Origin of the sequence: Paenibacillus sp. OV219 (assembly GCF_900110075.1) — a bacterium.
Taxonomy (GTDB): Bacteria; Bacillota; Bacilli; order Paenibacillales; family Paenibacillaceae; genus Paenibacillus_Z.
In genome coordinates this window covers 234,108-257,999 of record NZ_FOCJ01000002.1, presented here as the reverse complement: position 1 = coordinate 257,999, position 23,892 = coordinate 234,108, and the positions used below count along the sequence as shown (strand labels likewise).

The following is a 23,892-nucleotide window of genomic DNA, read 5'->3' as shown; positions in this document are numbered from 1 at the left end:
GTTAACGCCCTACGACTTTCTGCCCCGGCTTCAGCCCTCGCAGTATTTCAACCTGCGTAGCCGTCATTTGGCCGACCTCAACGTCTTCTTCGTGCTTGCCTTTCTCATCCACCACCTGCACATACGTACGTGAGCTAATGGTGCGGAGCGCAGACGGAGGGATAACAATCGCATTTTCCTTACGGTTCATAATGATGGAGACGGACAGCGGCGTTCCGCGTGTCACACTCTTCGGCAGGCTGTCGAGCTTCACAATGAGAAAATCCTCCGGCCGTTCCGGACGCTGCCCTCCATTGCCGCCGCCACCTTCACCGCCGCTGCCCTGCTCCTTCTGAACCGGAAGCTGCGCAACGACACCTTTCATCTGGCCGGCGTTGTTAATGTCCACGATAACCGGCATGCCTACCGACACGCCTTTCAGCTCCTCATTTGTCATGACCGCTGCCGCCGTTAGCTGGCTCGTATCTGCAATGATACAGATAGGATCATAGGCTTTAATCAAATCGCCCTTCATTACATTCAGTGCAACGACTGTACCTGTGAATGGAGCAATCAGCACCGCTTTATCAATCTCCTCTTGCGAATCGACAAGATGCTGGCGCTTCTCTTCGAAGCTGATCTTGGCAAGCTCAAACTCGGTCGGGTCCATCTCATCCTTCTTGCGCAGCGTATCCTTCATCTGCACCTGATCCCGAGAAAACTGCAATGTATCGGTACGCAGCTGCTTGCGCAAATCATCGACGTCGAGGGAGCCGATCACTTCGCCTTTGGTCACCTTCTGACCAGCCTTGATGTTAAGCTCCTTCAGCCTTTTACCGTCGAGAGTAAAGTAAAGCGTCTCTTCCTTCTGCGAAATCATCTTCCCAATTGCGGTCTTCTTCGTTTCAATCGTCGCAGTCGTTACTTCATATTCCGGCTTCTTCGAAATTTGCGGAGGCACAATTGCAGGCAGTACTTCCTCATTATCTTCATCCGGCAGCAGCGAACAGCCTGTCGTCATCAGGAGCGAGGCGCCTATAACAATAGCTACCGCAGCCTTAGAGGAACGAACCGTCAACCATTTCGTAAACATGATCGGCAACCTCCAGAATTGTAGGATCGTGTGTAGTCATACAGATTGTCACTTGTTCAGTCTCGATAATCGTCTGGAAGAGCGACATCACTTGCGCAGACATTTGGGAATCCAGCTCCGCAGTCGGTTCATCGGCGAGCAGCAAGCTCGGTTTGTGGGCAATCGCTTTCGCAATGGCGACGCGCTGCTGCTCCCCGCCGGAGAGCTCAAAGGGCCGATGATGCATCCGCTTCGACAGCCCAACAAGATCAAGGCATTGCTGGGTTCGTCCCTTCCAAGTACTGCTTGGCACGCCTGCCATTCGCAAGCTAAGCTCGACATTCTCATATGCGGATAAGAGCGGCATGAGCGCGTACGCTTGAAAAATAAAGCCGATCTCCTTGCGCCGCACCTTCGTCCTCTCGTCGTCACTCATCGCGTGGAAGGGGAGCTGCTTGAACATAATTTGACCTTTGGTAGGCGTATCCAGACCTCCGATTAAATTAAGCAGCGTTGTTTTTCCAGAGCCCGAGCGTCCGCGAAGCATGACAAGCTGCTGCGGTCTTAGTTCCATCTCAATGCCTTTCAATACATGCAGCGGCTGACCACCAACTTGAAATGTCCGCCAAACGGAATCTGTCTTGAGCAGAGGCTCTGCATTCATTCTTTATCTAACCCCCTCTCCGATTAGAAAACTCTAATCTAGCTATCTTTTAGACGCATCGAACCTCCTTAAGGTTACACGCCTAAGCGACCGATTTTGATAAAAATTTCATTAAGTACCAATCTTAACCCCGCAGAGTGATGGCATTGCCGGACGAGTACCTTTTCAAGCCTTGATGGAAGAAGAGAATGCTTCCCGCCAGGAAGCCCACTGTGATGGAGACAGCCTCCAAGACAAATACCGCATCGAAGTCCCGAAGCAGCCCAATCGGCATATAACTGATGAATCCTGCCGGAATAATCGAGAACAGAAGCGCCTTGGCGAACCCTCGGAAGATATCGGACGGATACGTGGATAGCGCCAAGAAGCTATTAAATACTTGCCTCGCAATCCCCTCGGAATTCCCTACATAGAAGGAGAAGCAGCCAGCGACCATCGTGACCGCCATAATCAATAAGCCGCTAATCAGCAGGCTGACTGTGAACAAAAGTACACCTCGCACCGAATGATCGCCAACCCATGCGAAGACGGTCAAGCCGAACAAGAAATCCCCGACCGCGGTCAGCGACATCCGGCTCGCCAGCACATGCAAGAGCACGGGCTTCGGTTGCGTCAAATAAACATCCATTTGTCCGCCGGCGACGATTGGAGCGATTTGGTTGAAGTTGCCGAACAGCATATTCGTCCAGCCGAACCCGCCTGCTCCGATCGCCCAGAGCATCATCACGTCGTTTAATTCCCAGCCATTCACAACCTGAAACCGGCTGAAAAACAAGCTCCAGAAGAATAGCCACATGAAGTTATTGATAAACATCATGCCGGCTAGCATGAAGAAGCTGAGCCTATATTCCATCGCAGAAGCGAGATTCACTTTCCAGCAGGTAAGCAGAAACTTCAATGTGCCCCAGCTGCTCGAACCTCTCTGTCGCTCATTCTCACGATTGTTATCCGCCATTGACATGCAATTTTGCCACTCCTCTCCGGTACATCATCATAACGGCAGCAGCCAGTACAGCAATCCATGCAGCTTGTATGCCGAACTGCTCCCACACGCTCACTTCGCCATAATTAACAGCGGTCCGCGCCGGAAAATACAACATCGCCTGAAACGGCATCCAAGCGCATATCCGCTGCAGCCATTCCGGCATCAGATCGAGCGGCAGCAGCATCCCTCCGACCGTAAATTGAAGCTTGTGGAGAACGAATTCCATCCCTCTCGTCTCTTCGACCCAGAAGGCGCATAATGCCACAATCATATTGAGCAGAAAAGCAATCGTGATCGCTCCAAGCGTTAATGCGAGTAGACCTGACCAGCCAAACCCGAATGCCGGCGGCCCAGCGAACGTCCATGCAATGATGCTGCCAACCGCAAGGTGGATGAAGAAGCGGAAGATCGCTTCCGCCATATAGGAAGAATAATGATACCCGACATACGATAACGGCCGTATGAGCCGAATGGCGATATCACCATTCTTGACCTCGTTCTCCACGATTCCGCACAACGCTGGAACCGCCATCGTAATCGCTTCTGTGAAGACGAGGTACCAGATGATCTGCTTCAACGTGTACCCATCGATCACCCGTGTCGTGTCACCTTCATAAGCCGCGCCCCAGAGCTGAACGAAGACGAACAGAATGAGCAGCAGAAACGTCGATCGCATGAGAAAATCGGTCTTGTACGCCAGCTGCTGCCGTAAGGTGATGCGCGCGACAGCTGCTACCTTCAGTCCTTTCAGGGACCAGGTGCCAAGCTGACTACTTTGATGAACATTCATAGCGCTAACCTCCCGATCCATAAATATGTGAGATGATCTCTTCCATAGGCGGATCTTCAACCGTGACATCCTCCAGGCGGAACTGACCGATTAAGCTGCCGAGCACCGTTTCGATCTCCGTTTGCCGCAAGTCGACGGCGAGCTTCACGCGTCTGCCCTCTGATTGCACAACCTCCGTGCCAATCATGCTCGGAAGCATCGCTGCGTGAAACCCATTTGCCAAGGTGAGTGAAATGATTTTGCGGCTCAGCACTTCCCGCTTGAGCCGATCTACAGGCGCATCGAGCAAAATACCGCCATGATGAATCACGACCGCTCGCGAGCACAGCTCCTCGACATCGCCGGCATCATGGGATGTCAGAAACACCGTCATCCCTTCTTCTTTGTTCACTTCGCGAATGAGCTCGCGAATACGCTGCTTCACGACGACGTCGAGGCCGATCGTTGGCTCATCGAGGAAGAGCAGTTCCGGACGATGCAGGAAGGATACTGCGATTTCGCAGCGCATCCGCTCACCGAGCGAGAGCTTACGAACAGGAATGTTCAAATACGGTCCAAGCTCGAAGCGTTCGATAAGATCATCCCGCCGAGCCGCGTATTCGCTACGGTCCAGCTCATAGATGCGGCTGATCAGATCGAAGGTGTCGATCGGCGGAAGGTGATACCACAGCTGTGACTTCTGCCCGAATACGGCGCCAATTCGGTAAGCCAGCTTCGTTCGTTCGCGCCAAGGCGTCAGACCGAGCACCTCCGCTTTACCGGAGGATGGATGCAGAATGCCAGTCAGCATCTTGATCGTCGTCGATTTGCCTGCTCCGTTCGGTCCGAGGAAAGCGACCATCTCGCCGCGTTGCACCGTCAGGTCGATGCTTTTCACCGCAATTTTCTCTTCCCATTCCGGCTTGATCAGAGAGCGGAGACTGCCGGTTAATCCTGCGCGTTTCTGTTTAACCGAGAATCTTTTGCTAAGTGCATGTGTCTGAAGTGCTACCATTGCCATCTTTGTTTCTCCCCCTGTCTGCTCCTCGTTCGGCGGTGCCACTTCAGCGAATAACACAAAAAAGACCTTCTGCGAGCACCGCCTGTCAATTGAGGCGGAACTTGCCGAAGGTCTTTTATCCCTACGGTGTAGCTTGACTATCGTCGTTAGCCGGTTTCGCTCGGTTCGCCCATTCGCGGATCCCTAGAAACCCTTCCGTTTAATGTAACATGTTAGCATCCATTTATTAGGATGGCAACAGGTTTTTTACAGGGATTGTCTCCACGTGAATCGCCCCGTTAGACGTCGTTACGTCAAGGCGGTGGTACTCCTCATCCCCTTGGCGAAAAGCAATTGTCTGGTTATCGCCTTCACCTTGCATATCAGCGAACGTCTCCCCGTTCAGCATGCAGCTCGCTCTTCCCCGACTGAATTTAAACTCGCCGCAGACGCCGATAACGCCTTCCTCGTACACAATGTTGATTGCACCGTTCTGCGTCTCAGCTTGCAGTTCAGACATCAGTTCACCATTGAACGTTTCTTTACGCTGCTCTGTCTCTCCGCTTCTTCGAACTTGGACACTAATGGCCCCGTTCTGCGTCTTGCAAGCCATTTGTTCAAAAGCAGCAGCCGCGTCAATATTCCCGTTCTGCGTATGAAGGTCAACCTGTTCCGCGATTAGATCATGCAGCGCAATCTTGCCGTTAGTTGTATGGCAATTAAGCTTCTCGTACTTGCCACTAACGTGAATCTTGCCGTTCGTCGTCTTCAGCTCTGCCGTTTCCATAATCCCAGATTCGAGCTTAATCGCACCATTCATAGATGTCGATTTAAGATTCTCTAGCCTAGTGTCATTCATCTTAATTGCACCGTTATTCGTTGTAAGCTCGGCCGTTTCAGATAGCAGCTTGTCGATCTTGAGAGTTCCGTTCATCGTCGTCGCTTTGAAATACTCAAAGCTCTGCGTCTCAGGAACATGGATGGTAATCACAATTCCATTCTCTAGTTCACGATCACGATCATTGTCCGCCGGCTTCATCGTCCATATGTATCGTTCCTCGCTTCGACTTACTAAGATTGACTGATTGAGCCATTCGTTCAGCGCCCGCACACTCCACCCATTCAGCTCTCTGAAAGTCACCTTGACCTCTGTGTATGATTCATCCCAGGTTTGATATTTGATCGAACCGTCATACGCGGTAAATTCCATCCGCTCGATTCTGGATGCATCGAAGGTGCTTGTCCACTCAGCAGCTTGTCCACTTTCGGACAGCTCATGCTCTTCATCTTGATCTTCCTGTTGCTCTAGCGTAGGCGCAGCTTGAGATTGTGGTTGTGATTGCTCGAGCGCTTCCAGCAGCGCCAAGCCTTGCTCCGCGGTAATCTTACCTTCCTCAATCATTCGAATAATCATCGTCCGCTCTTCGTGCATCGCTCACCATTCCTCCTATTTTTTACTGGCTCCGATTAACTTCAACGCTTCTTCTACCGTAATTTCGCCTTCATTCAGCTTCGACAAAATCTGCTTCCGTTGCGAATCTTCCGAGGCAGCTTGCTCGGGCGGCGCAGCTGGTGCTGCTGGTGCTGCTGGTGCTGCTGCAGGCCAAGATTGGAATCCGAGTGTGTCTACGATCTGATCGAGCCGATTCCTCACTGTCGGATACGAGACGCTAAGCTCCTTCTCCATCTCGCGGATGTTGCCGCGTACCTTCAAGAACACTTCGACAAAATGCAACTGTTCCCCGTTCAGTGAAGCGAGTCTGGTCGATTCGAAATTCCCTCTAATCACTGTCGTGCAATGATCGCACTTCAGCTCCTGAATCGTCAGCTTGCTTTCGCATACCGGGCATTGCTGTGGCGGTGGATATTTCAGAAGTATCAACTCCCTATGCAAGTGTGAATTGAATTATTCAATCTCTACATTGATTATATTAAAACAAAATATAAACGAATTCAAGTTATAAATTTAATATTATGATTTATAAGGTAAAATCGGCTATGAAGCTTAAAGTTCAGTATTGACTGTAATGCATCGTCGGCTAACGAATCGTAAACACCTTATTAGTCGAAATCTAGCTCATAAAAAATTGTAACGAACTCCATGCAGCGCTAAAAAGCCCGACAGATCCTATTCTCGACAAAAAAAGACCTGAAGCTTAGGTCAGCTTCAGGTCTTCTTCTTTTATACGCCGAACGCTTGCGGGTTCTCGCGCCACGATTGCAGCAGCGCTACGTCACTGCTCTGTACGATGCCCTTCTCAGCTGCAACTTCGATCAGCGCTGAGTAGTTCGACAATGTTGCGATCGGAATGCCTTCCTGCTCGAATGCCGCCACTGCGTGCGGGAACTGGTAAGTGAAGATCGCTACGACGCCTTGTACTTCACAGCCAGCTTCGCGAACCGCTACAGCTGCTTTCAGCGAGCTGCCGCCAGTGGAGATCAGATCCTCGATCAGCACGACCTTCTGTCCCGGCTTGAAATGGCCTTCGATTTGGTTCGTCTTGCCATGACCCTTCGCCTTGTCACGCACATACAGCATCGGCAGGTTCAGCTTCTGCGCGACCCATGCCGCGTGCGGAATGCCGCCAGTTGCGATACCTGCTACCGCTTCGCAATCCGGGAACTGTTCGCGAATAACGGTCGCGAAGCCTTCCGCGATCAGCTCGCGGATTTCCGGATAGGACATCGTCAGACGGTTATCGCAATAAATCGGGGATTTCATCCCGCTTGTCCAAGTGAAAGGCTCATTCGGGCGCAGCGCAACTGCGTTGATGCTCAGTAGTCCGCTTGCGATTTCGCGTGGTAGTTGTTGTAGAGTTGTTGTCAACTAAATCAGCTCCTCGATGATGGATTGTAATGCTGCACGCGGGTCGGCAGCTGCTGTAATCGGACGCCCGATGACCATATAATCTGTGCCGGCTTCAATCGCTTGGCGCGGTGTCATAATACGAGTCTGGTCGTTCACATCTGCACCTGCTGGACGAATGCCAGGCGTGATGGTGCGGAATTCATCGCCGCAAGCTGCTTTGATTAGTTCCACTTCCTGCGGGGAAGCAACGACGCCGCCAAGTCCGGCTTGCTTCGTCAATTGCGCATAACGAACAACCGCATCCTGCACCGAACCGCTTATGCCAATCTCTTCGTTCAACACCGCCCTGCTAGTGCTTGTCAGTTGTGTTACAGCAATGACGAGTGGCCGCTGTAGCGACGAATCAGCTGCAAGAGCAGCGTCTACACCGTCCATAGCCGCTTTCATCATATCGACGCCGCCAGCTGCATGGACGTTGAATACGTCAACGCCAAGCTTCGTAATGCTGTTCGCGCCGCCTTTGACTGTATTCGGTATGTCATGCATCTTCAGGTCGAGGAATACTTTGTAGCCGCGTTCCTTCAAGCTCTTGACGAAGCTCGGGCCTGCTGCGTAGTACAGCTGCATACCGACTTTCATGTAACACGGAATTCCTTCAAGGCTGGATACCAACGCTTCTGCCGCAGCCGTATCGGGATAATCCAGCGCGACCATAATACGGCCTGCCGCTTGCTCTCTCGTTAGACTCATTTCCGCTCCACCTTCCCGTGTTCTTCGCTATACGAGCATGGCGAAAGCCTGCTTGTAGGCAGGCTTTCGCGACCGTTAACGACCGTAATCTCTATTATTTCTTCGCTAGTACTGGCATAGGACGCGAAGCGAAGTTAATCGCTTCGAGCATAGTCAGCAATGCGCGAACTGTATCAAGTGATGTCATACATACAACGCCGTTCTCAACTGCTTCACGGCGAATACGGAAGCCGTCACGCTCTGGCGTCTTGCCCTTCGTCAATGTGTTCACGACGAAGTGCGCTTGGTTCTCGCGAATCAGATCCAGAATGTTCGGCGAACCTTCGCTTAGCTTGTTCACACGTTGTACACGCAAGCCAGCATCTTCCAGCGCAGTCGCTGTACCGCCAGTTGCGACAATGTTGTAGCCCAGCTCGTAGAATCCGCGCAGAATCTCGATCGCTTCCGGCTTGTCTTTGTCCGACACGGTAGCGATGATCGAGCCTGTTGGCGGGATGCGCATACCAGCACCGACCAGACCTTTGTACAATGCTTTAGCATATTGATAGTCACGGCCCATAACTTCGCCCGTCGATTTCATCTCCGGCGTCAGTGTTGGGTCAACGCGGCGCAGCTTAGCGAACGAGAAGACCGGCACTTTAACCGATACATACTCGTCTTCCGGCCACAGGCCGTTCGAGTAACCAAGGCTCGAGAGCTTCGTGCCAAGAATCGCTTGTGTTGCCAGGTTCGCCATCGGAATGTTCGTTACTTTGCTCAGGAACGGAACCGTACGCGAGGAACGTGGGTTTACCTCGATTACGTACACTTCATCCTGGAAGATAACGAACTGGATGTTCACAAGACCGATGACGTTCAAGCCGCGCGCGATTCTGTCCGTAATCTCGACCATCTTCTGCTGCAGTTCCTGCGAGATCGATTGCGGCGGATATACAGCGATCGAGTCACCGGAGTGAACGCCAGCACGCTCGACGTGCTCCATGATACCTGGGATCAGAACCGTCTCGCCATCGCAGATCGCGTCAACTTCCGCTTCTTTACCAAGCATGTAACGGTCGATCAGAACCGGATGCTCTGGATTGATTTTTACAGCTTGAACCATGTATGTCAGCAATTCTTCATCGGAGTATACGATCTCCATTGCGCGTCCGCCAAGGACGTACGATGGACGAACGAGCACTGGATAGCCGAGGCCTTCTGCAGCTGCAGCCGCTTCGTCAACGGAAGTCACTGTTTTGCCTTTCGGCTGCTTAATGTTCAGCTCGTTCAGAAGAGCTTCGAATTTCTTGCGATCTTCGGCAGCGTCGATACTCTCGAGGCTTGAGCCAAGGATACGAACGCCTGCCTTAGTCAGTGGAGCAGCAAGGTTAATCGCTGTTTGACCACCGAATTGTACGATAACGCCGATTGGATTCTCTTGCTCGATGACGTTCATCACATCTTCGAAGAAGAGCGGCTCGAAGTATAGACGGTCGGATGTGCTGAAGTCAGTCGAAACCGTCTCTGGGTTATTGTTGATGATAACCGCTTCGTAGCCTGCTTTCTGAATCGCCCAAACCGCATGCACCGTCGAGTAGTCGAATTCGATACCTTGACCGATACGAATTGGACCGGAACCAAGTACAAGTACTTTCTCCTTGGTTGTTTCCGTTACTTCGTTCTCTACCTCGTATGTCGAGTAGTAGTACGGTGTTGTCGCTTCGAATTCCGCTGCGCAAGTATCAACCATTTTGTAAACTGGTTTGAGACCTTGCTCCAGGCGGTATTTGCGAATATCGTACTCATCGATCATTGTCGTGTGGTTGCCTTCACGGCGAATATCCGCAATAGAACGGTCCGAGAAGCCTTTGCGCTTCGCTGCGTAGAGCTGCTCTTTGCTCAGAACGGATGCAGCGCGCAGCTCTGCTTCGAATGCGACGATGCCTTCGATCTTGTCAAGGAACCACCAGTCGATCTTCGTCAGATCTTGAATGTCTTGCAGCGCGTAACCGCGGCGGAACGCTTCCGCTACGAGGAACATGCGCTCGTCATCCGGTTTCTGTAGGCGCATTTGAAGCACATCGTCGCTCAGCTCAACCGCATCTTTCAAGTGGAAACGGTGTGTGCCGATTTCGAGGGAACGGACTGCTTTATGCATGGATTCCTCGAATGTACGGCCAATCGCCATAACTTCGCCTGTTGCTTTCATCTGAGTGCCCAGCTTACGGTTCGCACTTGTAAATTTATCGAACGGCCAGCGTGGAATCTTCGATACGATGTAGTCCAGCGTTGGCTCGAACATTGCATAGGTTTGGCCCGTTACCGGGTTCACGAGCTCATCAAGTGTATAACCAACTGCGATCTTCGCAGCCATCTTCGCGATTGGGTAGCCAGTCGCCTTCGATGCAAGCGCCGAGGAACGGCTTACACGCGGGTTAACCTCGATGACGTAGTATTGGTAGCTGTATGGATCAAGCGCGAACTGTACGTTACAGCCGCCCTCGATGCTCAGCGCACGGATAATCTTCAACGATGCCGAACGAAGCATTTGGTACTCACGATCGGACAGCGTTTGGCTTGGTGCTACAACGATGGAATCGCCTGTGTGTACGCCAACCGGGTCGAAGTTCTCCATGTTACAAACGACGATACAGTTGTCGTTCGCATCACGCATAACCTCGTATTCAACTTCCTTCATGCCTGCGATCGACTTCTCGATCAAGCATTGGTTAATTGGGCTGTAACGAATACCTGATGCAACAGTCTCCAGAAGCTCCGTTTCGTTCGCGCAGATACCGCCGCCTGTACCGCCCAGTGTGTATGCCGGACGAACGATGATTGGGTAGCCGATTTCATTTGCAAAATCAACCGCTTCCCGCACCGTCGTTACGATTACCGAATCCGGCACCGGCTGCTCCAGCTCACGCATCAGATCGCGGAATAAGTCGCGGTCTTCCGCTTTCTCAATCGCTGTCAGCTGCGTACCGAGCAATTGTACGTTTTCGCTCTCTAGAACGCCTGCGCGTGCCAGTTCAACCGCCATGTTCAGACCTGTTTGTCCGCCCAGTGTCGGCAGTAAGCCGTCAGGACGCTCTTGACGAATGATCTGTGAAACGAATTCTAGTGTGATTGGCTCGATATAGACTTTATCAGCCATGTTCGTGTCCGTCATGATTGTTGCCGGGTTGCTGTTGATTAGAACAACCTCGTAGCCTTCTTCCTTAAGCGCTTGGCAAGCTTGCGTACCAGCGTAATCAAACTCAGCTGCTTGCCCAATGACGATTGGGCCAGATCCGATAACGAGAATTTTTTTCAGCTTATTATTTCTGGGCATATTGCAGTTCTCCTCTCAATGATGCAGCAAGCTCAGCTTGACGCGGTTTTTGCGGATTGTTCTTCTTATGGGTACGGATCATATCCAGGAATTCATCAAACAGGTAGCTCGAATCGTAAGGTCCTGGAGCTGCTTCCGGGTGATATTGAACCGAGAATGCCGGGAATTCCGCATGCTTGAGACCCTCGATTGTGCGGTCATTGTTGTTAATATGCGATACTTCCAGCTTCGTGCCTGCAACCGACTCTTCGACCACTGTGTAGCCGTGATTCTGGCTAGTGATGTAACAGCGGCTTGTAGCAAGCTCCTTCACCGGATGGTTGCCACCGCGGTGGCCAAACTTCAGCTTCGCTGTGTCAGCGCCGCAAGCGAGTGCGAACAGTTGGTGTCCAAGGCAGATACCGAAGATCGGATATTCGCCGAGCAGCTCTTGAATCATCTTCACCGCGTGCGGCACATCTTTCGGGTCGCCAGGGCCATTGGACAATTGAATGCCATCTGGGTTCAGGCGGCGGATTTGTTCTGCTGTTGTGTCGTGCGGAACAACGACAACGTCGCAGCCGCGCTTCGTTAGCTCGCGGAGAATTCCGCTCTTCGCGCCGTAGTCGACCAGCACGATACGTTCGCGGTCGCCAGGGCTCGAGAAGATGCTCTTCGTCGATGTGCGAGCAACTTGATCGTGCATCAGCTGTGAGATGTTCAGACGCTCTGCAAGCTCTTCAACACGCTCAGCACCTGTTGACAAGATACCTTTCATCGTACCGAAGTGACGCAGCTTACGAGTCAGCATCCGTGTATCAATATCGCTAATTCCGATAATGCCATACTCTTTCAGCAGGCGGTCAAGCGTGTATTCCGCTCTCCAGTTGCTTGGCACTGGCTCGTGACGACGAACGACAAACCCGTGAATATAAGGGCGAACCGCTTCAAAGTCATCGCGTGTAATGCCATAGTTTCCGATTAGCGGATAGGTCATTGTCACGATCTGTCCACAATAGGACGGATCAGATAGCACCTCTTGGTAGCCTGTAATCCCGGTATTAAATACAACCTCACCCGCGGATTGTCCCTCAGCGCCAAAGCCGAGTCCTGTAAACAGTGTGCCGTCTTCCAACAACAATCTAGCTTGCATCCGTATCACTCCTAAAAGTTATTGCGAATCTTCCCATCCTGCAATTGAAGCATCCGCTGCGTTATCGAATTATGATCTCTATTTCGCTATTCTTACAGTTCCGACCAAACGACATTCCCATTCACGATTGTCGCTACCGGCCAGCCGTGCAGCTTCCAACCGCCGAACGGAGTGTTCTTGCCCTTCGAAGCAAAGCTCTCTGGATTCACTTCACGCTCGTTCTCAAGATCGACAATCGTGAGATCAGCCGGAGCGCCTGCTTGCAGCACGCCGCTCTTGAGGCCAAATACGCGAGCAGGATCTTCAGTCATGCGCTTCAAAAGGAATCCAAGCGTCCATTTGCCCGTGCGAACGAATTTCGTATACATGAGCGGGAAAGCTGTCTCGAAGCCTGTGATGCCGAATGGAGCCAGCATCATCCCGCGTGCCTTCTCTTCTTGGCTGTGCGGCGCGTGGTCGGTAACAATCATGTCGAGCGTACCATCTTCCAAGCCTTCGATGACTGCCTGCACATCACGAGGCGAACGAAGCGGCGGGTTCATTTTCCAATTTGCATCCATGCTAGGGATATCTTCATCCGAGAGGATCAAGTGATGCGGACATACCTCACCGGTCACTTTAATACCGATCTGCTTCGCCATCCGAATCAGTCTTACCGACTGCTCTGTGCTGACGTGGCAGACGTGGTAGTGAACCCCAGTCGCTTCCGCTAGCAAAATGTCACGACCAACGTGGATCGCCTCTGACTCATTCGGGATACCCTTCAGGCCGTTCTCTCTTGCGAACTTACCATCAGTTACCGCCGCGCCGACTACGAGGGAATCATCCTCACAGTGTGCGATAACTGGCATGTTCATCGAAGCTGCCAGGTTCATCGCGTCCTTCATCATTTGCGCATTCTGTACGCCGACGCCGTCGTCCGTAAAGCCGATTGCGCCCGCTTCCTTCAGCGCCGCGAAATCTGTCAGCTCACGACCGAGCTCGTTCTTCGTAATCGCTGCATAAGGCAGTACATTCACGATGCCGGCTGTTGCCGCTTTATCCAATATGTAACGCACCGTTGCAGGAGTATCCGTTACTGGACGCGTGTTCGGCATACATGCGATTGTTGTGAAGCCGCCGCGTGCTGCCGAGCGTGTGCCGCTCGCGATATCTTCTTTATATTCAAAGCCTGGTTCACGCAAGTGAACATGCATATCAATGAATCCTGCGGAGATCAATTTCCCATTCGCATCAATCGTATCGTGACCAGCCGTGTCCGGATTGCCATTCGCTGCATCTTGAATGGCTTGGATAAGACCATTCTCTACACGTACATGCTTGCGAGTCGCTTCAACTGTCTGTTCGTCCCATACGAGACCGTTAAGTATCCATAATGCCATTGTAGGTTCGTTCTCCTTTATCACTCTGTAGTTTGTTGATTAACATAGATGTTAGGCAAGTGCCCGTTCTATAACAGCCATCCGAATCGGCACGCCGTTCTCCATCTGCGGGAAAATACGCGATTGTGGGCTTTCAATGACGGCATCGTCGATCTCAACGCCGCGGTTAATCGGTGCCGGGTGCATGATGATCGCATGTGGCGCGATTGTGGCTGCACGCTCCTCCGTTAATCCGAACTGCTCGCGGTAAGCCTCTGCCGGTCCCATCATACCGTCTTCATGGCGTTCAAGCTGCACACGCAGCATCATGACGACGTCCGAGCGAAGAGCTTCTTCCATTGTGACATAAGGTGCGTTCAGCTCCGGCGCGCGCAGATTGTCCGGCGAACAGAACTGCACGTTCGCGCCAAACTTCTGCAGAGCATACAAGTTCGAGCGAGCCACTCGGCTGTGAAGCACATCGCCGATAATCGTGACCGTCAGTCCCTTCAGCTCACCGAACTGCTTGCGCATCGTATACAGATCGAGCAACCCTTGCGTCGGATGCTCATTGTTGCCGTCACCAGCATTGATAAGCGGTACTTTGATCCTCTCGCTAAGCTCAGTCAGCACACCGTTCGGCTTTAGCCGGATGATGCCAGCGTCGATGCCCATCGACTCCAGCGTACGGACCGTATCATAGATGGATTCACCCTTCTGGACGCTGGACACGGCTGCCGAGAAGTTCAGCACTTGCGCGCCAAGCCGTTTTTCTGCCACCTCGAAGGAGAACCTCGTTCTTGTACTATTCTCAAAAAACATATTCGCTACAAATTTTTCATGCAGCACCGGATTTAGCTTGTTCGAGCTGGCTTCCCAATATGCCGCCCGATCAAGAATCGAAGTAATTTCTTCTTGGCTAATCTCCTTCAGTCCGAGCAAGCTTCGTTCTTTAATCAATGTTGCTGTTCTCGTCATGTCCAAAGCTTCCTCCTTCTAATGGATGATCGTTACTAGTTCGTTCACGTCCACTTCCTGGAGGGACACTACAATTTGTTCAAGCTTCGAGGTTGGTACGTTCTTCCCGACATAGTCAGGTCTGATCGGCAGTTCACGATTACCTCTATCTACAAGCACCGCCAGTTGAATGAGCTGCGGTCTGCCACAATCCATCAGTGCGTCCATCGCAGCGCGAATCGTCCGCCCGGTATAGAGCACATCGTCGAACAGAATGACTCGTTTGTCTTTCACGTTCACAGAAGCTGCATTGCCAATGGAGGCCTTCGAGATCCCGGCTTCCCGATCGTCGCGGTACGAAGTGATGTCGAGCTCCTGTACTTCTACCGGCGCACCTTCGATCTCGCAAATCTGTTCGGCTACTCGCCTCGCCAAGTAAATGCCTCTTGTCCGAATCCCGACAAGGACGCAATTGTCGATGCCTTTGTTCTTCTCGACAATTTCGTGGGCAATTCGCGTTAATGCGCGCCGTATAGCCGCTTCGTCCATTATGATGCGATGTTGTTCATCCATCTGGATCAATTCCCTCCTGGCTGTTCTTCACCGAATAGCTGCTTTAAACTGCTGGCTGGGCACAAAAAAAAACTCCTTGCGAGAGTTCGCAAGGAGTTTAACTGTTTACGCCGGTGATCAACTATAGGATGTAAGGCAAGCCCCGCTGATGCGAACGCGCGCAAGCGGATAGGATTGTCCTGCTATAAGTTGAATCAGCGAATCACGTTACCTTGCCAGTCTCTCTGGACTGAATTAAAGGTACTGCTGTTCATTAGAAGAATTATCTCATGAAAGAAACATCCATGTCAAGATTGTTTTCCTCTAATGCTACAGCGACAATTTCGTGATCCGTTCAACCGCTTTTTCCGTATTCTCGCGGCTACCGAACGCCGTCAAGCGGAAGTAGCCTTGACCTGCTTGACCGAAGCCCACACCCGGTGTTCCGACAATGTTCGCTTCCGACAGAAGCTTGTCGAAGAATGCCCAGGAATCAAGACCGTTTGGCGTCTTCAGCCAGATGTAAGGCGCGTTCACACCGCCGAATACTTCAAGACCGAGTGAAGAAAGACCTTCGCGGATAATGCCTGCATTCGTCATGTAGTAATCGATGATGGAAGCAATTTGCGCTTTGCCTTCTGGCGAGTAAATCGCAGATGCTCCGCGTTGTGTTACATAAGATACACCGTTGAACTTCGTTGTGTGGCGGCGGTTCCACAGATCGTTAACGAGCAATACGTTGCCGTCAGCATCCTTCGCTTTCAGCTCGCGAGGCACAACTGTGTATGCGCAGCGTACGCCCGTGAAGCCGGCTGTCTTCGAGAAGCTGCGGAATTCAATCGCAACTTCCTTCGCGCCTTCGATCTCGTAGATGCTGCGTGGAACGTCAGCTTCTTGAATGAATGCTTCGTACGCGGAATCGTACAGGATGATGCAGTCATTCGCTTTGGCAAAATCAACCCAGCGCTTCAGCTCTTCCTTCGACAGCGTCATGCCCGTCGGGTTGTTCGGGTAGCAAAGGTAGATAAGGTCAACTTTGCGGTCAGGAAGGCTTGGCGTAAAGTTGTTGGAAGCATCGCACTTCAAGTAAACGATGTTCTCGTATTGGTTCGTTTCCTTGTTGAACTTGCCGGAACGGCCAGCCATAACGTTCGTGTCTACATAAACCGGGTAAACCGGGTCTTGTACGGCTACTACTGCGTTCTCGCTGAAAATCTCTTGAATATTACCAACATCGCACTTCGAGCCGTCGCTTACGAATACTTCGTTCGTGCCGATGTCGATGCCGCGTGCTTTGTAGTCGTTATTGATAATATCGTTGATCAGGAAGTCATAACCTTGCTCCGGGCCATAACCGCGGAATGTGCCTGGATTCGCAAGCTCGTCTACCGCTGCGTGCATCGCTTTCGTAATCGCGTCTGGAAGGCCGCGTGTTACATCGCCAATACCGAGGCTAATGATTTGAGCGTTCGGGTTATCCTGGATGAACTTCGTACGGCGTTTCGCGATTTCGGAGAACAGATAGCTGCCTTGCAGCTGTGTATAGTTTTGATTAATTTGCGTCATGGATATTCCTCACCCTTCGTTTCACTAATGCCAATTTGAATCAATCATAGCTTATCGGATGTGTGAAGCCACATAAAGTATATGGCGAAAAGTTTGCACTAATCTACAGTTAGCGCTGACGCAGAATCATCAATTCATGCTCCATATCTGGCGGAACCGGCGCTTCAAATTCCATATATTCCCCTGAGCGCGGATGAACAAATCCTAGCACAGCCGCATGCAGCGCTTGCCCCTTCAGGCCGATCGTCTTATTCCGTCCATAGAGCGGATCGCCCGCGAGCGGATGCTCGATGTACTTCATATGTACACGAATCTGATGTGTACGTCCGGTTTCGAGCTTCAGCTCAAGCAGCGTATAGTCGCCGAATCGTTCAACCACTTGAAAGTGAGTGACCGCGTGCTTGCTGCCTTTGTGGATGACTGTGAACAGCTTCCGTTCCCTCGGATCTCTTCCGATTGGTGCATCAACCGTTCCGTGCTCATGCGGCATATTGCCATGAACGAGCGCGAGATACTTGCGGGTTACACTATGCTCCTTGAGCTGCGCCGCGAGCGATGCATGCGCAAGATCGTTCTTCGCCGCCATTAACAGGCCTGAAGTATCTTTGTCGATCCGGTGCACGATACCTGGACGCATCACTCCGTTAATGCCTGAGAGGTCCTTGCAATGGTACATAAGCGCATTCACAATCGTGCCGGAATAGTGACCCACAGCAGGATGAACAACCATACCGCGCGGCTTGTTAATGACGATAACGTCACTATCCTCATAGACGACATCAAGTGGAATCGCCTGTGCCTCAATGACAGCTTCCTCCGGCTCAGGAATAATAACCGTGACCTGATCGGCCACAGCTAGTTTGTAATTCGCTTTGACCGCTTGTCCGTTCACGAGTACAGCCCCGTTCTTGATCCATTCCTGCACTTGCGTGCGAGATACGGTTCCTTCTTCGATGCTCTCCGTCACATATTTATCAAGGCGCTCGCCAGCATCGCTTTCGCAGGCAGAGAAAGCGAGTGGCTCTTCACCCAATAAATTGATTTCCTTGTTGTCCATTAAGCTCATCTTGTCCATTCCGTTCTTGTCTGTCATTTGGATCTCCGTTCTCATTCTTCGAAGTAATAAAAGCATCCAACAAAATCAGGACGACACCGACAAAAATACCGGAGTCCGCCAGGTTAAATATCGGGAACACATAACTGCCAAATGTAAATTGCAAGAAATCAACCACTTCGCCATACAGAGCGCGCTCCAGGAAGTTACCAAGTGCCCCGCCAAGAACCATACCAAGCCCCGACAGAAGCAATATTTTTCCAGAGTTGCGAATTCTCGTTATGTACCACACGATGCCGACAATTACGATAATTGTAATGGCAACGAAAAAGATACGCTGATTCTGCAAAATGCTGAACGCCGCACCTTTGTTCCGGACGGATGTAATGACGAAGAAGTCGCCAAGCACAGGCTTCATCTCATCGAGCGTCAAGCTGTGCTCAATCCACTTTTTGCTCAAATAGTCCACTGCAAATACGAATATCGCGAGCCAATAATAGTAATATTTCACAGCATATGCCCCCTTGTCCCAAACATTGTAGCATATGAAGGCTATTGCAGACTAGAGGCGCGCCTGCCCCCCTTCTGCCAGTGTATCCATGAATGCCCGTCTCTAAAAATGGCGCACAGTGCAGAAACTAACGTCACGTAGCAGCGAAATGCAGATCACCACCAAGCGAAGACGAAAAGAGGGCTTGCACTGATGACGAACCTAACGAAAAACCAGCTCAGCAACTTGCGCAGCAGTCTTGTCGTGGAGAAGGCTGCCATCGAACAGAGGTTGGCCAGCAGCGATCATTATGGCTTAGCCAACTCATACAAAGATTCCTCAGGCGATTTATCCTCCTACGATAATCACCCTGCCGATGCGGCAACGGAGACTTATGAACGTGGCAAGGATATTGCGCTGCATGAACAGGAGGAGCTTCACTTGAACCGTATCAACGCGGCGCTGGAAGCAATGGAGAACGGCACTTACGGCAAGTGCAGCAGTTGCGGGGAGCAAATTCCGCACGCACGTCTGCAGGCGCTGCCCGATACACTCTATTGCGCGACGCATTCACCTCGTCAGGACATTTCGGAACATCGGCCAGTAGAAGAGCAATTTCTCTATCCACCGTTCGGCAGAACGAGCATGGATGACCATGAAGATGGATATAACGGCTTTGATGGCGAAGACGCTTGGCAAATCGTTGAATCGTACGGCAACTCCGATTCACCAGCCATGTCGGAGAACGCTAATGTGCAGCGCTACAATGAAGTCGGCATTGAAGCCGATGAGGCTGATGGCTATGTCGAAACGCTCGAAAGCTTCCTAGCCACCGATATTACCGGCAAGCACGTCAGCGTAGTACGCAATAAAGAATATTACAGCTACATGGAGCATGAAGAAGGCGATCATACACTGGAATAACAGCACTTAGATCGCCAAAAGTTCGACCATACGAATATAGTTTTTCAGTAAGTTTTGCCTTCAAGCTGACGCTGCACAATGCGAACAATATCCGCAATATAGTCGCCGACAATCGGCAAATTAAGCGCGCCGAGCAGCTGAAGCACATACAGAATCGTCGCGGCAAAGAAGGTCAATCCAATCGCGTAGCCGACGCCGCGCGACACGCCGCCGAGCAGGTTGCGCCACATGAGTGAGAATGGCCGATTCAGAAGTGTGACGTAATCGGCGATTTGCGATCGCTCCATCTCGACGACGACTTTCTGCAGCCGTTTCTCTAACGCGTCAATGGAATGTCGAACCCCTTTCAGATCCTGATGGTCATTGTCTTCCGACATGGATATATCCCTCCCCAGGGTACATCACAAACAAAGCCCATGCACGGCTTGCAAGCAAGCGGCAAATGCCGCTCGCCCGCGCTTGCGTGCATGGGTGTTCGTGTTGTTTGCTGCTATGAGGTTACTATACCCTTACAACGGAAATTCCAATCTCGCGATCCCCAAGTGATACACGTTCCATATCGTCTGCTTTCGCATACTCTACGCTCTTCAGCAGGACGTTCTCAAACAGAACGGATTCGAACGCTGTAAGTGCCGCTAGCAGCTCTAGATCTGCATCAAGCACGAGGTGAACACGCATCTCGATTGGCAGATCCAGCTTCTTGCGCGTATCTTGAACGGCACGAATGACTTCACGCACAAGACCTTCCTGTTCCAGCTCAGGAGAAATATCCGTATTGATCGCAACGGTCAGCTGATAGCCGGAAGCCGATGCAAATCCGGACTTCGCTTGTTTCTCAACTAGCAGCTCTTCCAGCGTAATGTCGAAGCTTTCGCCTTCCGCAGAAGTGAAGTTCAGTACGCCAGCCTTGACGATCTCGCTAGTTTGCTGCGCCGTCAGCGATTTCAAGTAGCCTTGGATCGGTCCGACATGCTTGCCGTACTTCTTGCCCGCTACCTTCAGGTTCAGCTTGAAAGTGAAGTCTACGAAGCCGCTGTCTCCGCTTGCGATCGTGATTGCTTTGACGTTGATTTCATCCTTGATGACATCCTCGTACGGAGCGAGATCGAACTCATTATCAAGCGCAACGATCAGCTCGGATAGCGGCTGACGTGTCTTGATGCCTGTTTCGTTACGAACGTTACGTGCCAGCTCAACGATTTGTCTTGCTGTTTCCATATCACGCTCAAGCTTCTCGTCGATTGCTGCTTCATCTGCCTTCGGATAGTCCGCCAGATGAACGCTGCTACCGTCGCCAAGGTTCGTATATACATCCTCAGCGAGGAGCGGAGCAAATGGAGCAATCAGACGGGAAAGCGTCAGCAACACAGAACGAAGTGTGCCGTAAGCGTCCAGCTTATCGTCAGTTAGGCCGCTGCCCCAGAAGCGGTCACGGGAACGACGGATATACCAATTGCTCATCTCATCCACGAATACTTCAATGCCCTTCGCCGCATTCAAGAAGTCATAATTCGCAAGATACTTATTCACTTGCACGATAAGGCTGTTCAGGCGCGATACGATCCAGCGATCCAACTGATTGTCGGATACACGAACTGGCTGAGCAGCCGGGTCATATCCGTCAATGGAAGCATAGAGAGCGAAGAACGCATGTGTGTTTACAATCGTATCGATTACTTTCGACTTCGCTTCGCCTACGATGCCGCGGGAGAACCGTTTACTGTTCCACGGAGCGCTGTCCGCCAGAAGCGCCCAACGGAAAGCGTCTGTACCATACTCATCGATGATTTCCCACGGGTCGATAACGTTGCCCTTGGACTTCGACATCTTCTGGCCGTTCTCATCGAGGATATGACCAGTCGAGATAACTGCTTTGTATGGCGCTTTGCCGTTATACAGCGTTGATACCGCTAACAAGCTGAAGAACCAGCCGCGCGTTTGGTCGATCCCTTCGCAGATCATATCCGCAGGATACTGCTCGGCGAACGTTTGCTCATTCTCGAACGGATGGTGATACTGCGCGAATGGCATCGAACCGCTATCGAACCAAACGTCGATCACTTCGGATGTTCTCGTCATCACACCGCCCTCGCAGTGCGGGCAATGTAGCTTCACTTCGTCCACATATGGTTTATGCAGCTCGATATCCTCCGAGATGGGTGTCGTCGAACGCGCGGCGAGATCCGCTCTGCAGCCTGGCGAATGTTGACCGCCGCAGCTCTCACAGATCCATACGTTAAGCGGCGTACCCCAGTAACGGTTACGGCTGATGTTCCAATCTACGAGATCATCCAGGAATTTGCCGAAGCGGCCTTCACGGAGATGGCCTGGATACCATTCCACCGAGCTGTTGTTCGCGATGAGCTGATCCTTCACAGCCGTTGTCTCGATGAACCAGCTATCTGTTGCATAGTAGATCAGCGGCGTCTTACAACGCCAGCAGAATGGATAGCTATGCTCATAACGCTCTTTGGAGAATAGCAATCCGCGCTCGCTAAGCATCTTCACGATATCTACATCGCACTCTTTAACGAAGCGTCCCGCTAGATCTGTAACGAGTTCTACATAGCGACCAGCGTTGTCGACTACGTTTAGGAAGCTTACGCCGTTCGCACGGGCAACCTTGTAGTCATCATCTCCGTGTGCAGGCGCGATATGAACGATACCTGTACCGCTTGAATCGCTGACGAAGTCGCCAGGGATGATAAAGTGACCATTCTCGACTTCCGCATATTTGAACGGAGGCTCATATTTAAGATTCAGCAATTCTTCGCCTTTCAGCGTCGACCCAACCTCGTACTCGCCTTTAAATACGCTCTCCACGAGTGCCTTAGCAACGATGAACACTTCACCGCCCTGAGCTACACGCACATACTCCAGATTCGGATTAACAGCAAGCGCCACATTCGCCGGAAGCGTCCATGGTGTTGTTGTCCATGCAAGCACAGACTCTTTCGAGCCAACGAGCTTGAACTTCACCGTTGCACTAAGATCCTTCACGTCTTCGTAGCCTTGTGCCACTTCGTGCGAGCTAAGCGTCGTCTGGCAGCAAGGACAGTATGGGCTTACGCGGTGACCGCGGTACAGCAGCCCTTTGCCATGAATGGTAGATAGGATCTGCCAAACGCTCTCGATATAGTTATTATTCAGCGTGATGTACGGATCGTCCATGTTCGTCCAGTAGCCGATCGCTTCGGTCAGCTCGCGCCATTGACGCTCGTACTCGAATACGCTGTTTTTACATTTGTTGATGAACGCTTCAACGCCGTAGTTCTCGATCTCCTGTTTGCCGGAGATGCCAAGCTGCTTCTCAACGCCAAGTTCAACCGGCAGACCGTGCGTATCCCAGCCAGCCTTACGCACAACCCGGTATCCGTCCATCGTCTTGTAGCGTCCGATGAAATCCTTGATAACACGGCCAAGCATATGCCCGATATGCGGCGCACCATTCGCTGTCGGCGGGCCTTCATAGAATACGAAGTTCGACTTGCCCTCCCGATTCACGATGGTCTGCTTGAACGTATCTTCCTCTTTCCACTTCGATAGAACACGCATATCGCGGCTTCTTGCTTTCTCTTTCACATCGACGCGCTGCATACCTCATACCCCTTTTCCTAGTTCAAAATAAAAAAAGCCCCGCCCCTGTAAGGGACGAGACTAATGCTCGCGTTACCACCCTAATTCCAAGCTAAGCAAAATAAACGCCCGCTCGCTTGGCACCTTCGTCACGGATGCATGCATCCGAGTTCCTTGTAACGGTGGACATCCGGCTTTGCTTACTGCTTATGGCGTCCATAAGGTTCTGCATCGCTTCTCGGAGATGATATTCCGCAAGTATAAGCACACCGGCTTTCAGCATGGACCGGCTCTCTGGGGAGCTAATAACTTGCGTACTCGTTCTCGTCAACGAAATACACATATAGAATGATTATTACCATTTATACGCCATTCCATTACAAATGTCAAACCAAAACAAAACTTTCTTAGAACCCGCGACCGCTTTCCGCAGAAATGGTTGAAGGCGGTCCTTCTAGCGAATCCCAGCTGTCATGGCTAAGCAGCTCAAGCTGCGCTTCCACGAGCGTACGGAATCTTGCGCGATAGATCGAAGCTTGCTTCTTCAGCTCCTCGACTTCAAGCGCGACTCTACGGGACTTGCTCAGCGATTCGTTTATGATGCGGTCTGCATTCTTCTCCGCTTCCTTCACGATCAGCTGTGCTTCCTTCTTCGCGTTGCCGCGCACTTCATCAGCCGCTTCTTGCGCGACGATAATCGTCTTGCTAAGCGTCTCTTCAATGCTTGAGAAGTGGTTCAGCTTCTCTTGTAGAGAAAGTGCCTGGTTCTGGATCTCTTTGTTCTCGCGAATGAGCGCTTCATAATCTTTAATGACTTGGTCGAGAAACTCATTCACTTCATCCTCGTCGTATCCGCGAAGACGTCTGCCGAATTCTTTGTTATGTATGTCCAATGGCGTAAGCGGCATTGGGGCACCTCCTGAGTGTTATCGAAGGGGA

Annotated in this window: 21 protein-coding genes and 1 other annotated feature; of the genes, 1 reads left to right on the top strand and 20 read right to left on the bottom strand. The window is 51.5% G+C overall.

Features of this window, described 5'->3' with window-relative positions:
• Position 1: 1 nt before the first annotated feature.
• The 17 genes from BMY11_RS06960 to lspA form a co-directional block, all read right to left on the bottom strand.
• Entirely contained in the window at positions 2 to 1,072 is a 1,071-nt protein-coding gene (locus tag BMY11_RS06960; RefSeq protein WP_090573766.1) for an efflux RND transporter periplasmic adaptor subunit, read from the bottom strand.
• Positions 1,038 to 1,715: an ABC transporter ATP-binding protein gene (locus BMY11_RS06955; RefSeq protein WP_090573765.1), complete on the bottom strand. Its 678-nt coding sequence runs from the start codon at positions 1,713 to 1,715 to the stop codon at positions 1,038 to 1,040. The genes BMY11_RS06960 and BMY11_RS06955 overlap by 35 nt, the downstream gene beginning before the upstream one ends.
• A gap of 124 nt (positions 1,716 to 1,839) precedes the next feature.
• Positions 1,840 to 2,676: an ABC transporter permease gene (locus tag BMY11_RS06950; protein ID WP_256217343.1), complete on the bottom strand. Its 837-nt coding sequence runs from the start codon at positions 2,674 to 2,676 to the stop codon at positions 1,840 to 1,842.
• The gene (locus tag BMY11_RS06945) at positions 2,660 to 3,490 is read right to left on the bottom strand and encodes an ABC transporter permease (RefSeq protein ID WP_090573764.1); all 831 of its coding nucleotides are present in this window, start codon (positions 3,488 to 3,490) and stop codon (positions 2,660 to 2,662) included. Before BMY11_RS06945 ends, BMY11_RS06950 begins: the two co-directional genes overlap by 17 nt.
• Positions 3,491 to 3,494: 4 nt before the next feature.
• Positions 3,495 to 4,490 carry an ABC transporter ATP-binding protein gene (locus BMY11_RS06940; RefSeq protein ID WP_256217342.1) on the bottom strand — a complete coding sequence of 332 codons (996 nt, stop codon included), beginning with the start codon at positions 4,488 to 4,490 and terminating at the stop codon, positions 3,495 to 3,497.
• 226 nt (positions 4,491 to 4,716) lie between these two features.
• Positions 4,717 to 5,901, bottom strand: coding sequence for a DUF4097 family beta strand repeat-containing protein (locus tag BMY11_RS06935; RefSeq protein WP_090573763.1), 1,185 nt, complete (start codon positions 5,899 to 5,901; stop codon positions 4,717 to 4,719).
• Between the two features lie 15 nt (positions 5,902 to 5,916).
• Positions 5,917 to 6,351 carry a DUF2089 domain-containing protein gene (locus BMY11_RS06930; RefSeq protein WP_256217340.1) on the bottom strand — a complete coding sequence of 145 codons (435 nt, stop codon included), beginning with the start codon at positions 6,349 to 6,351 and terminating at the stop codon, positions 5,917 to 5,919.
• Positions 6,352 to 6,651: 300 nt separating this feature from the next.
• Entirely contained in the window at positions 6,652 to 7,296 is a 645-nt protein-coding gene (gene pyrE, locus BMY11_RS06925) for an orotate phosphoribosyltransferase (protein ID WP_090573762.1), read from the bottom strand.
• Positions 7,297 to 8,028, bottom strand: a complete 732-nt coding sequence (pyrF, locus tag BMY11_RS06920) for an orotidine-5'-phosphate decarboxylase (protein ID WP_090573761.1) — start codon at positions 8,026 to 8,028, stop codon at positions 7,297 to 7,299.
• A 94-nt stretch (positions 8,029 to 8,122) separates the two neighbouring features.
• Positions 8,123 to 11,341: a carbamoyl-phosphate synthase large subunit gene (gene carB / locus BMY11_RS06915; RefSeq protein WP_090573760.1), complete on the bottom strand. Its 3,219-nt coding sequence runs from the start codon at positions 11,339 to 11,341 to the stop codon at positions 8,123 to 8,125.
• Positions 11,328 to 12,473, bottom strand: a complete 1,146-nt coding sequence (carA, locus tag BMY11_RS06910; RefSeq protein WP_090573759.1) for a glutamine-hydrolyzing carbamoyl-phosphate synthase small subunit — start codon at positions 12,471 to 12,473, stop codon at positions 11,328 to 11,330. The genes carB and carA overlap by 14 nt, the downstream gene beginning before the upstream one ends.
• Before the next feature lie 92 nt (positions 12,474 to 12,565).
• Positions 12,566 to 13,855, bottom strand: a complete 1,290-nt coding sequence (locus BMY11_RS06905; RefSeq protein WP_090573758.1) for a dihydroorotase — start codon at positions 13,853 to 13,855, stop codon at positions 12,566 to 12,568.
• A gap of 51 nt (positions 13,856 to 13,906) precedes the next feature.
• Positions 13,907 to 14,812, bottom strand: coding sequence for an aspartate carbamoyltransferase catalytic subunit (locus BMY11_RS06900; protein WP_090573757.1), 906 nt, complete (start codon positions 14,810 to 14,812; stop codon positions 13,907 to 13,909).
• An 18-nt stretch (positions 14,813 to 14,830) separates the two neighbouring features.
• Positions 14,831 to 15,364 carry a bifunctional pyr operon transcriptional regulator/uracil phosphoribosyltransferase PyrR gene (gene pyrR, locus BMY11_RS06895; protein WP_090573756.1) on the bottom strand — a complete coding sequence of 178 codons (534 nt, stop codon included), beginning with the start codon at positions 15,362 to 15,364 and terminating at the stop codon, positions 14,831 to 14,833.
• Between the two features lie 309 nt (positions 15,365 to 15,673).
• Positions 15,674 to 16,909: an LL-diaminopimelate aminotransferase gene (locus tag BMY11_RS06890; RefSeq protein WP_090573755.1), complete on the bottom strand. Its 1,236-nt coding sequence runs from the start codon at positions 16,907 to 16,909 to the stop codon at positions 15,674 to 15,676.
• Between the two features lie 109 nt (positions 16,910 to 17,018).
• On the bottom strand, positions 17,019 to 17,966 hold the full coding sequence (locus BMY11_RS06885) for an RluA family pseudouridine synthase (RefSeq protein WP_256217376.1): 948 nt from the start codon (positions 17,964 to 17,966) through the stop codon (positions 17,019 to 17,021).
• Positions 17,935 to 18,474, bottom strand: a complete 540-nt coding sequence (lspA, locus tag BMY11_RS06880; RefSeq protein WP_090573753.1) for a signal peptidase II — start codon at positions 18,472 to 18,474, stop codon at positions 17,935 to 17,937. Before lspA ends, BMY11_RS06885 begins: the two co-directional genes overlap by 32 nt.
• Positions 18,475 to 18,666: 192 nt before the next feature.
• Between lspA and BMY11_RS06875 the strand changes: the two genes are divergently transcribed.
• Entirely contained in the window at positions 18,667 to 19,377 is a 711-nt protein-coding gene (locus BMY11_RS06875) for a TraR/DksA C4-type zinc finger protein (protein WP_090573752.1), read from the top strand.
• 44 nt (positions 19,378 to 19,421) lie between these two features.
• Here BMY11_RS06875 and BMY11_RS06870 read toward each other — a convergent pair whose 3' ends face one another.
• From BMY11_RS06870 to BMY11_RS06860, 3 genes are all read right to left on the bottom strand, one after another.
• Positions 19,422 to 19,754 (bottom strand): DUF5665 domain-containing protein, encoded by a 333-nt coding sequence (locus BMY11_RS06870; protein WP_090573751.1) that lies wholly within the window; start codon positions 19,752 to 19,754, stop codon positions 19,422 to 19,424.
• A 124-nt stretch (positions 19,755 to 19,878) separates the two neighbouring features.
• Entirely contained in the window at positions 19,879 to 22,974 is a 3,096-nt protein-coding gene (ileS, locus tag BMY11_RS06865; protein WP_090573750.1) for an isoleucine--tRNA ligase, read from the bottom strand.
• Positions 22,975 to 23,021: 47 nt separating this feature from the next.
• Positions 23,022 to 23,293: a binding site (T-box leader), on the bottom strand.
• 67 nt (positions 23,294 to 23,360) lie between these two features.
• Positions 23,361 to 23,861 carry a DivIVA domain-containing protein gene (locus BMY11_RS06860; RefSeq protein ID WP_090573749.1) on the bottom strand — a complete coding sequence of 167 codons (501 nt, stop codon included), beginning with the start codon at positions 23,859 to 23,861 and terminating at the stop codon, positions 23,361 to 23,363.
• Positions 23,862 to 23,892 lie beyond the last annotated feature (31 nt).

Excerpts from the sequence above, each read along its gene's own strand:
- BMY11_RS06960 (WP_090573766.1), bottom strand. The coding sequence starts at position 1,072 with ATGTTTACGAAATGGTTGACGGTTCGTTCCTCTAAGGCTGCGGTAGCT.
- BMY11_RS06955 (WP_090573765.1), bottom strand. The coding sequence starts at position 1,715 with ATGAATGCAGAGCCTCTGCTCAAGACAGATTCCGTTTGGCGGACATTT.
- BMY11_RS06950 (WP_256217343.1), bottom strand. The coding sequence starts at position 2,676 with ATGTCAATGGCGGATAACAATCGTGAGAATGAGCGACAGAGAGGTTCG.
- BMY11_RS06945 (WP_090573764.1), bottom strand. The coding sequence starts at position 3,490 with ATGAATGTTCATCAAAGTAGTCAGCTTGGCACCTGGTCCCTGAAAGGA.
- BMY11_RS06940 (WP_256217342.1), bottom strand. The coding sequence starts at position 4,490 with ATGGCAATGGTAGCACTTCAGACACATGCACTTAGCAAAAGATTCTCG.
- BMY11_RS06935 (WP_090573763.1), bottom strand. The coding sequence starts at position 5,901 with ATGCACGAAGAGCGGACGATGATTATTCGAATGATTGAGGAAGGTAAG.
- pyrF (WP_090573761.1), bottom strand. The coding sequence starts at position 8,028 with ATGAGTCTAACGAGAGAGCAAGCGGCAGGCCGTATTATGGTCGCGCTG.
- carB (WP_090573760.1), bottom strand. The coding sequence starts at position 11,341 with ATGCCCAGAAATAATAAGCTGAAAAAAATTCTCGTTATCGGATCTGGC.
- carA (WP_090573759.1), bottom strand. The coding sequence starts at position 12,473 with ATGCAAGCTAGATTGTTGTTGGAAGACGGCACACTGTTTACAGGACTC.
- BMY11_RS06905 (WP_090573758.1), bottom strand. The coding sequence starts at position 13,855 with ATGGCATTATGGATACTTAACGGTCTCGTATGGGACGAACAGACAGTT.
- BMY11_RS06900 (WP_090573757.1), bottom strand. The coding sequence starts at position 14,812 with ATGACGAGAACAGCAACATTGATTAAAGAACGAAGCTTGCTCGGACTG.
- pyrR (WP_090573756.1), bottom strand. The coding sequence starts at position 15,364 with ATGGATGAACAACATCGCATCATAATGGACGAAGCGGCTATACGGCGC.
- BMY11_RS06890 (WP_090573755.1), bottom strand. The coding sequence starts at position 16,909 with ATGACGCAAATTAATCAAAACTATACACAGCTGCAAGGCAGCTATCTG.
- BMY11_RS06885 (WP_256217376.1), bottom strand. The coding sequence starts at position 17,966 with ATGGACAACAAGGAAATCAATTTATTGGGTGAAGAGCCACTCGCTTTC.
- BMY11_RS06875 (WP_090573752.1), top strand. The coding sequence starts at position 18,667 with ATGACGAACCTAACGAAAAACCAGCTCAGCAACTTGCGCAGCAGTCTT.
- BMY11_RS06870 (WP_090573751.1), bottom strand. The coding sequence starts at position 19,754 with ATGTCGGAAGACAATGACCATCAGGATCTGAAAGGGGTTCGACATTCC.
- ileS (WP_090573750.1), bottom strand. The coding sequence starts at position 22,974 with ATGCAGCGCGTCGATGTGAAAGAGAAAGCAAGAAGCCGCGATATGCGT.
- BMY11_RS06860 (WP_090573749.1), bottom strand. The coding sequence starts at position 23,861 with ATGCCGCTTACGCCATTGGACATACATAACAAAGAATTCGGCAGACGT.